Source organism: Flavobacterium sp., assembly GCF_040383245.1.
Classification (GTDB): domain Bacteria; phylum Bacteroidota; class Bacteroidia; order Flavobacteriales; family Flavobacteriaceae; genus Flavobacterium.
The window spans coordinates 71,162-82,537 of record NZ_JBEIDX010000009.1 but is presented as its reverse complement, the minus strand read 5'-3'; the positions used below and the strand labels follow the sequence as shown (position 1 = coordinate 82,537).

General features: G+C 32.9%; 10 protein-coding genes and 1 pseudogene. 9 read left to right on the top strand and 2 right to left on the bottom strand.

Features of this window, described 5'->3' with window-relative positions; all coding sequences use genetic code 11:
- Positions 1-381: 381 nt before the first annotated feature.
- On the bottom strand, positions 382-534 hold the full coding sequence (locus ABWO08_RS05765) for a hypothetical protein (RefSeq protein ID WP_353084214.1): 153 nt from the start codon (positions 532-534) through the stop codon (positions 382-384).
- Positions 535-761: 227 nt separating this feature from the next.
- On the opposite strand from ABWO08_RS05765, the pseudogene ABWO08_RS05760 reads away from it, so the two are divergent.
- The 5 genes and pseudogenes from ABWO08_RS05760 to bioA all read left to right on the top strand — a co-directional run.
- Positions 762-1,121: pseudogene (locus tag ABWO08_RS05760) on the top strand (ATP synthase beta subunit C-terminal domain-containing protein); the annotation flags it as partial.
- Positions 1,122-1,205: 84 nt separating this feature from the next.
- On the top strand, positions 1,206-1,487 hold the full coding sequence (locus ABWO08_RS05755; RefSeq protein WP_353084212.1) for a F0F1 ATP synthase subunit delta/epsilon: 282 nt from the start codon (positions 1,206-1,208) through the stop codon (positions 1,485-1,487).
- Between the two features lie 63 nt (positions 1,488-1,550).
- Positions 1,551-2,696 (top strand): aminotransferase class I/II-fold pyridoxal phosphate-dependent enzyme, encoded by a 1,146-nt coding sequence (locus tag ABWO08_RS05750; RefSeq protein ID WP_353084211.1) that lies wholly within the window; start codon positions 1,551-1,553, stop codon positions 2,694-2,696.
- 4 nt (positions 2,697-2,700) lie between these two features.
- Entirely contained in the window at positions 2,701-3,318 is a 618-nt protein-coding gene (gene bioD / locus ABWO08_RS05745; RefSeq protein WP_353084209.1) for a dethiobiotin synthase, read from the top strand.
- 42 nt (positions 3,319-3,360) lie between these two features.
- Positions 3,361-4,632 carry an adenosylmethionine--8-amino-7-oxononanoate transaminase gene (gene bioA, locus ABWO08_RS05740; RefSeq protein ID WP_353084207.1) on the top strand — a complete coding sequence of 424 codons (1,272 nt, stop codon included), beginning with the start codon at positions 3,361-3,363 and terminating at the stop codon, positions 4,630-4,632.
- Between the two features lie 59 nt (positions 4,633-4,691).
- Here the strand turns inward: bioA and ahcY are convergent, their stop codons facing one another.
- Positions 4,692-6,008, bottom strand: a complete 1,317-nt coding sequence (gene ahcY / locus ABWO08_RS05735; protein ID WP_353084206.1) for an adenosylhomocysteinase — start codon at positions 6,006-6,008, stop codon at positions 4,692-4,694.
- 124 nt (positions 6,009-6,132) lie between these two features.
- On the opposite strand from ahcY, the gene ABWO08_RS05730 reads away from it, so the two are divergent.
- From ABWO08_RS05730 to ABWO08_RS05715, 4 genes are all read left to right on the top strand, one after another.
- Positions 6,133-6,759 (top strand): 4'-phosphopantetheinyl transferase family protein, encoded by a 627-nt coding sequence (locus ABWO08_RS05730; RefSeq protein ID WP_353084204.1) that lies wholly within the window; start codon positions 6,133-6,135, stop codon positions 6,757-6,759.
- A gap of 26 nt (positions 6,760-6,785) precedes the next feature.
- Complete coding sequence (gene pnuC, locus ABWO08_RS05725; protein WP_353084202.1) at positions 6,786-7,403, top strand: nicotinamide riboside transporter PnuC; 618 nt, start codon at positions 6,786-6,788, stop codon at positions 7,401-7,403.
- Positions 7,367-8,977: a DUF4301 family protein gene (locus tag ABWO08_RS05720; protein WP_353084201.1), complete on the top strand. Its 1,611-nt coding sequence runs from the start codon at positions 7,367-7,369 to the stop codon at positions 8,975-8,977. The genes pnuC and ABWO08_RS05720 overlap by 37 nt, the downstream gene beginning before the upstream one ends.
- 234 nt (positions 8,978-9,211) lie before the next feature.
- On the top strand, positions 9,212-11,341 hold the full coding sequence (locus ABWO08_RS05715; RefSeq protein WP_353084200.1) for a TonB-dependent receptor: 2,130 nt from the start codon (positions 9,212-9,214) through the stop codon (positions 11,339-11,341).
- Positions 11,342-11,376: the final 35 nt, after the last annotated feature.

The following is an 11,376-nucleotide window of genomic DNA, read 5'->3' as shown; positions in this document are numbered from 1 at the left end:
TGTTATAAAAATTTCAGTTTTCTCCTTGTTTTCCATTGTGACGTTCAAGAACACCGGCTGTCGAAGCCAGAGTGCCCTTTCAAGTGGACAGAGGTAAAAACTCAAACGCAAGTCTTGTGCAATTATATCTTCATAGGGCTCAGCATGACTTATCAAATATTTAATTTTTTAAGTCAAACTAAAAAACTCTCAATCGACGTGTGGCTACTTTTTCATCTTTAGCACTGCTCGTAACGGGACCTGCTACACCGGCTCGGAGTGTAATTCAAAAGGCGGCACTGCAAGTGGAAATTGTGCTGCTGGGTAGATTGTAAAATTACTCCTTATTACTGAAAATATTTCACTTCCTGTTCGAGCCGTTCTCTCACATCAAGAAGTCTGTTATGGTGTTGTGGTGAAATGAAGTATCAGTGTGCTAAGACCCATTGCTGTTACAAACAATGTGGGAGTAACTGGATCTATCTCAGGCACTAAAAATATGAATTTAACAAAATTAATCTGTAATTCTAGGTTTGGAGTGTGCTGTCTGTTCATAATCAGCACTTCTGGCGGAACTGCTTTGCAAAATTGTTCTTACATCCAGAACCCAGGGTTTCCTAGCTCCTATACTGGAACAAGCTCAGTAACTTATACAATTCAGAAGTGTAGCACAGGTAAAAAAATAACGCTTTGATTTAGTAATTACTTTTAATGCTAACATAAGCTGAAGCCTCTTGGAAAATTATCAGATGTTTGCTACCTTCGCCTTGACTTTGAGTCATTCTCCAGAAATCTTAGGTGCTGATCATTATGATTGTGCTCAAAGAGTAAAAGAGATCCTTCAAAAATACAAACAACTTCAAGATATCATCGCGATTCTTGGTATGGAAGAGTTATCTGAAGAAGATAAATTATCAGTTTCTAGAGCTCGTAGAGTTCAAAGGTTCTTATCTCAACCTTTCCACGTAGCTGAGCAATTTACAGGTATTCCTGGAGTATTGGTTGATATTAAAGATACTATCAAAGGATTCAACATGATTATTGATGGTGAATTAGATCACTTGCCAGAAGCAGCATTCAACCTTAAAGGAACTATTGATGATGTTATCGAGGCTGGACAAAAAATGTTAGCAGAAGCATAATTAAGTTGGAAGTCAGATGTCAGAAGCTAGAAGTTAATTCTTCATCTTACATCTTACATCTTCCATCTTCTAACTCAAAAAATTATGATTTTAGAAATAGTATCACCGGAAGCTACATTATTTAAAGGAGAGGTTACTTCGGTTTCTTTACCAGGAGTTGATGGATCTTTTCAAATATTAAATAATCACGCGCCAATAGTTTCCATTTTAAAACAAGGAACTGTAAAAATTACAGCAACTAGTTTTAATTTTCAAAAAGAAGTTGAAAATAAATTTACCAAAGTAAATGATCAAAACTTCAACTTAGAAATTGCATCTGGAACTATTGAGATGAAAGACAATAAAGTAATTGTTTTAGCAGACTAAGACAATTACAAAATAAAACTTAAAAGCCAAGCATATTTGTTTGGCTTTTTTTATTTTTGATAGATGAAACCATTTCCCAAAGCACTTGCTCAAAAACTGCAACAACGTGAAGCAAATAATGCCTTGCGGGAATTGCCTGTTTCAAAAGATTTGATCGATTTTGCATCGAATGATTATTTAGGGTTTGCTAGTTCAGATGAGATTTTTAATCAAACACATGAATATCTTCTACATAATAATATAAGAGTAAATGGCGCAACGGGCTCTCGATTAATTTCAGGTAATCACAATCTTTATGCTTTTACAGAAAATGCCATTGCTAAGTTTCACGATGCTCCTGCAGCTTTAATTTTCAATTCGGGCTACGATTCCAATGTGGGCTTTTTTAGCTCAGTACCGCAGCGAAATGATGTTATTTTGTATGACGAATTGTGTCACGCTTCTATTCGAGACGGTATCACAATGAGTAAAGCTAAGTCCTATAAATTCCAACACAATGATTTGGAAGATTTAGAATCGATAATAAAACGTTATCACACTGAGCCTGTCGAAGTGTATGTGGTAACCGAATCGGTCTTCTCGATGGATGGTGATTGCCCAAAACTTGAAGAATTGGTTGCTCTTTGTGGAAAATACAATTGTCAATTAGTTGTTGATGAAGCTCATGCATTGGGCGTTTTTGGAGAAAACGGACAAGGATTAGTGTATAGTTTAGGGTTACAGGATAAAGTATTTGCAAGAATTATCACATTTGGTAAAGGGCTAGGTTGCCATGGAGCCGCCATTATTGGTAGCGAAGAACTAAAAAGTTACTTGGTCAACTTTGCTCGAAGTTTTATATATACCACAGGTCTTTCTCCACATTCGGTTGCAGCCATATTAATTGCTTACCAGCATTTAAAAACTGAAAAAGTAGCAATGCAAAACCTAAAGCAAAATATTCAATTTTTCAATCAAGAAAAAACCCAACTTGGTATAAAATCGCTTTTTGTTTATAGCAAATCGGCTATTCAATGTGCTATAATTCCGGGTAATGAAAAAGTAAAATCTATTGCTGCTAATTTGCAAGAAAAAGGGTTTGATGTAAAAGCCATATTGTCACCAACAGTGCCCGAAGGTCAAGAGCGTTTGCGATTTTGTTTGCATTCTTATAATTCGGAAGAAGAAATATCAGAAGTTTTACGTTTGTTATGTAACTTTACATTTTAATATTATGAAACTATTTATCACAGGAATCGGAACAGACGTTGGCAAAACCATTGCTTCAGCTATTGTTACGCAAGCATTGGAAGCCGATTATTGGAAACCCATTCAAGCGGGAGATTTAGACAATTCGGATAGTCATAAAATTCAAAAATACATATCGAATAATAAAACCAAAATTCACGCGAACAGTTACAAATTAAATACGCCCGCAAGTCCGCATTTGGCCGCAGCCATTGACCGAATTACAATCGATATTAAAGAAATTAATGAGCCAAAAACCACTAATCATTTAGTAATTGAAGGCGCTGGTGGATTATTGGTGCCTTTAAATGATAACGATTGTATTATCGATTTAATTCAAAAGGATTATAAAGTAATTTTGGTTTCCCGACATTATTTAGGAAGCATCAATCACACTTTATTATCATTTGAAGCCTTAAAAAGCAAAAAAATTCCTTTAGCTGGCATTATTTTTTCTGGAGACGAAAATAAAGCTACCGAAGAAATTATCTTGGCAAAAACCAAAGCTAAATTCATTGGACGAATTGAAGAAGAACCCTACTTTGATGCCAATGTAATTCAGCAATATGCAGATGAATTTCGCGATAATTTATTAAAACTTTAGATTCAGAAAGCAATAATCGATAATCAATTATCTACAATTCCAATGAGTCTTTCACAAAGAGATCAAAAATACAACTGGCATCCCTATACTCAGCATAAAACTGCTGCAGCTGCTGTTGCGGTTGTAAAAGGTGAAGGAGCGTTGCTTTGGGATGAAAACGGTAAAGAATACATAGACGCAATTGCCTCTTGGTGGGTAAATCCATACGGGCATTCTAATAAATATATGGCAGATGCCATTTACAAACAATTAACCACTTTAGAACACGTACTTTTTGGAGGGTTTACTCACGAACCTGTAGTAGTACTTTCTGAAAAATTGATGGAGATCTTACCTTCAAATCAAAAAAAATTATTTTATTCTGATAATGGTTCTACTGCCGTTGAAGTTGCAATAAAAACGGCATTACAATACAATTATAATAAAGGAATAAAAAAAATTAAAATTATAGCTTTTGAAGATGCGTTTCATGGAGATACCTTTGGAGCAATGGCTACTAGCGGGATTACTTTTTTTACAGAGGCATTCAAAGGTTCACTTTTAGAAGTTGTTCGCATTCCAGTTCCAACCAAAGGTAACGAAGAAAAATCAGTTCAAGTTTTAAAAAAACTTTTAAAAACCAACGAATTTGCTGCCTTTATATTCGAACCTTTAGTTCTCGGTGCAGCAGGAATGGTAATGTATTCTCCAGAAGTTTTAGATGAAATGATTGCTTTGTGCAAAGCCCATTCTGTTTTTACTATTGCCGACGAAGTTATGACTGGTTTTGGAAAGACGGGAAAGAATTTTGCAACCGATTACCTAATTAATAAACCCGACATGATGTGCTTGTCGAAAGCCTTAACCGGGGGAACAATCCCAATGGCAATTACAACATTTACACAAGAAATCTACGACGGATTTTACGATGATGATATTAACAAAGCTTTATTCCACGGGCATACGTTTACAGCTAATCCGACAGGTTGCGCAGCAGCTTTAGCCAGTTTGGAATTATTACAAACTCCCGAGATACAAGCTAATATAAAGCGTGTTAACCAATGCCATTTGGATTTTGAAAACAAAATAAAGAATCATCCTAAAGTAAAAACCACTCGGTTACTTGGAGTAATATTTGCACTCGAAATAAAATCAGATATAAAAGAAAGTTATTATGGCACCCTTCGAAATAAATTATATTATTTTTTTATTGAAAACGGAGTAATTTTGCGCCCGGTAGGAAATGTTGTTTATGTATTACCCCCATATATAATTACCAATAGCCAATTGCAAAAAGTATATCAAACTATTGAGGATGCTTTAGAAATAATATAATTCTCATAAAAAAACCCTTGCAATGGCAAGGGTTTTTTATTTTTTTACTTTATACTTGATTAGTATCTGTAGTATTCTGGTTTAAATGGACCTTCAACAGCTACTCCAATATATTCTGCTTGATCTTGACGTAAAGTTTCTAATTCTACACCCAATTTAGCTAAGTGTAATCTTGCTACTTTTTCATCTAAATGTTTAGGTAACATATAAACTTCATTGTTGTATGCAGCACTGTTATTCCATAATTCAATTTGGGCTAAAGTTTGGTTTGTAAATGAATTACTCATTACAAAACTTGGGTGACCTGTAGCACAACCTAGGTTTACTAAACGACCTTCTGCCAAGATGATAATGTCATTACCGTTAACATTATAGATATCAACTTGAGGTTTTACTTCGTTTTTGGTGTGACCAAAATTTTTGTTTAACCAAGCCATGTCAATTTCATTATCAAAGTGACCAATATTACAAACAACCGTTTTGTCTTTCATTTTCTCAAAATGAGAACCTAAAACGATATCTTTATTTCCAGTTGTAGTTACAATAATATCTGCAGTTCCAATAACAGTGTTTAATTTTTTCACTTCAAATCCGTCCATTGCTGCTTGAAGCGCACAGATAGGATCAATTTCAGTAACTGTTACAATAGAACCAGCACCTCTAAAAGAAGCTGCAGTTCCTTTTCCAACATCACCATATCCACAAACAATTACTCTTTTACCAGCCAACATTAAGTCAGTAGCTCTACGAACAGCATCAACAGCCGATTCTTTACAACCGTATTTATTGTCAAATTTCGATTTAGTAACCGAATCATTAACATTAATTGCAGGCATTGGTAAAGTTCCCGCTTTTACTCTTTCGTATAATCTGTGAACTCCAGTTGTAGTTTCTTCAGATAATCCTTTAATTCCAGCAACTAAGTGTGGGTAACGATCGATAACCATATTAGTTAAATCTCCACCATCATCCAAAATCATGTTTAATGGTTCTCTATTTTCACCAAAGAATAAAGTTTGCTCAATACACCAATCAAAATCTTCTTCGTTCAAACCTTTCCAAGCATAAACCTGAATTCCGGCAGCAGCAATAGCAGCAGCGGCTTGATCTTGTGTTGAGAAAATATTACAAGATGACCAAGTAACTTCTGCACCAAGAGCAATTAAAGTTTCAATTAATACAGCAGTTTGAATGGTCATGTGTAAACAACCTGCAATACGAGCACCTTTAAGAGGTTGTTCGTTTTTGTATTCTGCTCTTAACGCCATTAAACCCGGCATTTCTGCTTCAGCCAATTCAATTTCTTTTCTTCCCCAAGCTGCAAGCGAAATATCTTTCACTTTAAAAGCTACATAAGGTAATGTTTGTGTACTCATCTATTATGTATATTTGTTTTTAATTTGGCGCAAAATTACAACATAGGTTTCGATTTTAATAATTTATTTTAAAATTTATGAAATGTTTATGTTCTTAAGCCACTGTAAAACAATAAAATACTAAATGCCATTATATAAAGAAGTTATAATTAATGACACTACAACACTATATCTTTGGAAAATAACCGAAGATTTGGAATGGTTTATAGATGTCGTTGATTTAAATATCTCTTCTAAAAAGAGAATCGATTCGATGAAATCAGAAAGCCATCAAAAAGGATTTTTGGCAGTTAGAATGCTTTTGCAACATATAGGATATTCTGATTTCGACTTGTATTATGATGCACATGGCAAGCCTCATTTAAAGGATGAAAAATGCATATCTATTTCTCATTCTCATGAATTTTCGGCAATTGCAGTTAGTACACATTCAATCGGTATCGATTTAGAACTAGTAAAAGAAAAGACTTTAAAAATTGCATCCCGATTTATGGATGTTTCCCATTTAGAAAATTTATCCGAAATAGAAAAAATTCAAAAAGCAACGGTTATTTGGGGAATTAAGGAGAGTATATTCAAAATTAAAAGTCAAGAAGGAATTAGTTTTCCAAACCATATTTTCGAAAATAAATTTAATTTGGACGACAAAATAACTGAAGCACAATTGCGTTTTAATTCAGAAATTGAAAACTATAATATAGTATTTAATTTTGTTGAGGATTACATTTATGTTTGTGCTTATATATATTAATACTGAAATTTATTTCCATTTCTTTTATGATAGAATTCTTTCTTTCTCAATATAAAAATGCTTCTGCACTTCAAATCATATTGGAGTTTTTAGCTTTTGTATTCGGAATAGTAAGCGTTTATTTTGCAAAAAAAGAAAATATTTGGGTGTACCCAACGGGGATAATTTCTACAATAATTACTGTTTATTTATTATATCAAGCAAGCTATTTTGGCGATATGACTATGAATTTTTATTATTCAATAATGAGTATTTATGGTTGGTATAAATGGAGTTCTAAATCGATTCAAAATGATTTAAATATCACCAAAACCAATAATCAAGAAAAAATCATCGGCATTTTCTTGTTTTTCTTCACTATCGGAATAACCTATGCGGTTTACAAATTTTTTAATTATTCATTAGAAATTCCTAATTATATTGATATTTTTACTTCAGGAATATTTTTTACTGCTATGTGGTACATGGCATTAAAAAAAATCGAAAACTGGACATTATGGATTATTGGCGATGTGATTGTAGTTCCTTTATTTGCCTATAGAGGCTTAGGAATGTTATCTTTACAATATATTATTTTTACAATTTTAGCTGTTTTAGCCTATATAGAATGGAAGAAAATCTTAAACAAAAATCAACTCAAATAAATTCTGATTTTACTAAAGCTCAAGAGTTAGGCTTTAATTCGAATGATTTTGTAGGGATTATAAATCGAAATATAAATTTAGACACGGTTTCTAACCAATTTCAATTATTAATAAACGGATTGCCAAAAATTAATATTGACAGACCTGCCATACTTTATGATGGAATAGAGCCACTTTCAGAAGATCAAGCAAAGTATTTTGCAACTATTTTTGATGGGAAAAAGAAAAATATTAAAATTAAAAAATTTGTTCCTGCATCTGGTGCGGCAAGCAGAATGTTTAAATTTTTGACCGAGTTTATAAATGATTATAAGCCAAATGAAGAAACTATTAACGCATATATTAATAGAAAAAAAGATAAGAATTTACCTATTTTTTTAGTTGCTAAAGAAAAGTTTGCTTTTTATGATGCGGTACTAGAAACTGCTAAAATAGTAACATCTGATTTCAACAATTGTAGTAAAGACGAACAAAATTATGCTTTTATAAAAGCAATGCTATCTCCTTCTCATTATAATTTTGCAAATAAACCTAAAGGAGTTTTACCATTTCATAAATATCCCAATAACCACATTGCAACAGCAATTGAAGAACATCTTAACGAATGTGTTTTTTATGCAGGAGTTAACAATGAGTCGCATGTACATTTCACGGTCTCTCAAGAACACCAAGATGAATTTGAGTTCGTAATTAACAGTATTAAAAACAAATTAGAAATTCAAAATAACATTTCAATAAATGTAAAATATTCCTATCAAGATAAAGCAACAGATGTAATTGCTCTTGATTTGGAGGGGAAACCGTTTAGAGATGATAAAAATCAATTGGTTTTTAGACCTGGTGGACATGGAGCTTTAATTGATAATTTAAATAATCTAAAAGCCGATATTATTTTTATAAAAAATATCGACAATGTGATTCAAAATCATATTCAAGAGGTTTCACTTTACAAAAAGGCATTGGCGGGAAAACTAATCCAACTTCAAGAAAGTATATTTGATTATTTAAAACTTTTAGACAGTAATCATGTAAATGCTGAAAATCTAAATGAAATTGTAGATTTTTTAGAAACTAATTTAAAAATTGCTACTACCGAAGATTTTTCAAAATATACCAAAGAAAGTAAAATAGAATACCTTCATACAATATTAAATAGACCGATTCGCGTTTGCGGAATGGTAAAAAATGAAGGAGAACCTGGCGGAGGTCCTTTTTGGGTAAGAGATCAAAAAGGGAATACTTTTTTACAAATAATTGAAGCTTCACAAATTGATGCAGATCAAACCAAAATCCTTGAAAGAGCTACACATTTTAATCCAGTAGATTTAGTATGCGGCACTAAAAATTATAAAGGAGAATACTTTAATTTGCACCAATTTATTGACCCAAATACAGGGTTTATTGTAGAAAAAAACAATAATGGTAAGCCACTGAAAGCATATGAATTACCGGGGCTTTGGAATGGCGCTATGGCAAAATGGCTAACTATTTTCGTAGAGGTTCCTTTGTTTACTTTTAATCCGGTGAAAACGGTTAATGATTTATTGAAACCGGCACATCAATCGGGGAATTAATATCGAAAATTTATTTTTTTCAAATTCAAAAAATTAAATAGGATTTTAATATATTTGTACTGTCTCAAAAGGGGTGCTCTAAATAACGAGCTGAGATTATACCCAATGAACCTGAGCAGGTAATGCTGCTAAGGGAAAAAATGACATATTGAGTGCACGCAATATACAGTCATTGGAAACAAACATTTTATAACCAAGAATAATTACCTCTTTTTATTCGTAAAAATTTTACGGATGGAATTAATATTCAGTCAAAAGTCAAAGTTCTATTTTTTAGTTATTATTCTATTTTCTTGCTTAACATATAGTCAAGAAAAATCAAATGATTCTATTAAAGTTAAACAGTTAGATGAAGTACTTGTTTCAGCTGTTCGTGCTACTCTAAAAGCACCGGTTAGTTTTAGTAATTTATCCAATAAAGATTTTCAATCTCGCAATTTAGGGCAAGACATTCCAATATTAATGAACTTTATGCCTTCAGTAGTTACGACTTCAGATGCGGGAAATGGTGTGGGTTATACCGGAATTCGTGTCCGCGGAACCGACGCCACAAGAGTAAATGTTACTATAAACGGAATTCCTTACAACGATTCAGAAAGCAATGGCACTTTTTTCGTGAATTTACCAGATTTTGCTTCATCTGTTGAGAGTTTGCAGTTGCAACGCGGGGTTGGAACTTCTACAAATGGTGCCGGTGCATTTGGCGCCAGCCTTAATATGTATACCGATTCCTATTCGAAGAATAGCAGTGCTGAAATTTCTAATTCTGTGGGGAGTTTTAATACAATAAAAAATACAGTGAAATTCAGCACTGGATTACTGAACGACAACTTTGAAATTGCTGGGCGCTTATCGCAAATAAACTCGGATGGATATATTGACAGAGCTTCTTCAAATTTAAATTCGCATTTTTTACAAGCTACCTATGTTGGTAAAACTACCTTAATAAAAGCGCTACTTTTTGGCGGAAAAGAAAAAACATACCAATCTTGGTATGGCGTTGATGGTGAAACTATGAATGGGGACCGAACATTTAATTTTGCCGGAATGTATACCGACGCTTTTGGAAACACCCGTTTTTATGATAATCAAACCGATAATTACCAACAGGATCATTTTCAATTGCATTGGAATGAAAAATTTTCTAGCAAATGGAATACCAATTTGGCACTTCATTATACCAAAGGGAAAGGATATTATGAAGAATACCAAAACAGCCAAAGTTTTTTCGATTATGGTTTTACGCCAATTGTTGTTAATGGCACCACGATTGATGTAACCGATTTAATTCGACAAAAGTGGTTGGATAATGATTTTTATGGAACTACTTTTTCTGCAAATTATAAAGATGAAAAAGTAGATTTTATATTAGGTGGTGCTTATAACCAATATAAAGGGAAACACTTTGGAGAAGTAATTTGGGCAAGATATGCTTCAACATCCGAATTAGGAGATAAATATTATGATAATTATGGCAACAAAAACGATGGAAATCTATTTGCGAAAATAAGTTATCAATTGACACCAAAATTGAGTTTGTATGGCGATTTGCAATTCCGTCAAGTTCAATATCAAGCAAATGGAGTTGCGGCTGGAGAAGTTCATGATACTTTTAATTTTTTTAATCCAAAAGCAGGAATTACTTATAATGCAAACTCCAAGAACACAGTATATTTTTCGTTTGCAAGGGCAAATAGAGAACCTAATAGAACAGACTATGAAGGTGGAACTGTGAGGCCAGAAAAATTGGATGATTACGAATTAGGTTGGCGATTTACAGATAAGAAGGTACAATGGAACGCAAATATTTATTATATGGCCTACCAGAATCAGTTAATTCTTACAGGAAATTTAGATGCCGTAGGAAATCCAATACGATCAAATAGTGAAAAAAGTTATCGTTTAGGTTTGGAAATAGATGCTACTATTACACTTTCTAAACAACTAAGTATTCGGCCTAATGTGACCTTGAGCGAGAATAAAAATGTGGATTTGAATGTAGAAGGGGTAAATTATGGAAATAAAAATATCGCGTATGCTCCAAATGTAGTTGCAGGAAATATATTTATATACCAACCAAATAACAAATTGCAACTTTCTCTAATGTCTAAATTTGTAGGAGATCAATATTTAAATAATATCGAATTAAATGAGGCTAAACTGCCTAATTATTTTGTTAATGATTTAAATGTATCCTATCAAATTTATCCAAAAACCATTTTTAAATCGATTGTATTCACAGGCTTGTGTAACAATATTTTAAGTAAAAGATACAGTTCAAATGGGTATATGTATGATATTTTCCCTTATTATTATCCACAAGCAGGACGAAATTTCTTAGTGGGAATGACATTAAAATTTTAACCAATAAAAAAGCCAAGTGATTCACTTGGCTTTTT

What these genes read in the sequence shown, in the direction of transcription:
- bioD (WP_353084209.1), top strand. Translation starts at nt 2,701, where the DNA reads ATGAAACTATTTATCACAGGAATCGGAACAGACGTTGGCAAAACCATT.
- pnuC (WP_353084202.1), top strand. Translation starts at nt 6,786, where the DNA reads ATGATAGAATTCTTTCTTTCTCAATATAAAAATGCTTCTGCACTTCAA.
- ABWO08_RS05765 (WP_353084214.1), bottom strand. Translation starts at nt 534, where the DNA reads ATGAACAGACAGCACACTCCAAACCTAGAATTACAGATTAATTTTGTT.
- ABWO08_RS05730 (WP_353084204.1), top strand. Translation starts at nt 6,133, where the DNA reads ATGCCATTATATAAAGAAGTTATAATTAATGACACTACAACACTATAT.
- ABWO08_RS05750 (WP_353084211.1), top strand. Translation starts at nt 1,551, where the DNA reads ATGAAACCATTTCCCAAAGCACTTGCTCAAAAACTGCAACAACGTGAA.
- bioA (WP_353084207.1), top strand. Translation starts at nt 3,361, where the DNA reads ATGAGTCTTTCACAAAGAGATCAAAAATACAACTGGCATCCCTATACT.
- ABWO08_RS05715 (WP_353084200.1), top strand. Translation starts at nt 9,212, where the DNA reads ATGGAATTAATATTCAGTCAAAAGTCAAAGTTCTATTTTTTAGTTATT.
- ABWO08_RS05755 (WP_353084212.1), top strand. Translation starts at nt 1,206, where the DNA reads ATGATTTTAGAAATAGTATCACCGGAAGCTACATTATTTAAAGGAGAG.
- ABWO08_RS05720 (WP_353084201.1), top strand. Translation starts at nt 7,367, where the DNA reads ATGGAAGAAAATCTTAAACAAAAATCAACTCAAATAAATTCTGATTTT.
- ahcY (WP_353084206.1), bottom strand. Translation starts at nt 6,008, where the DNA reads ATGAGTACACAAACATTACCTTATGTAGCTTTTAAAGTGAAAGATATT.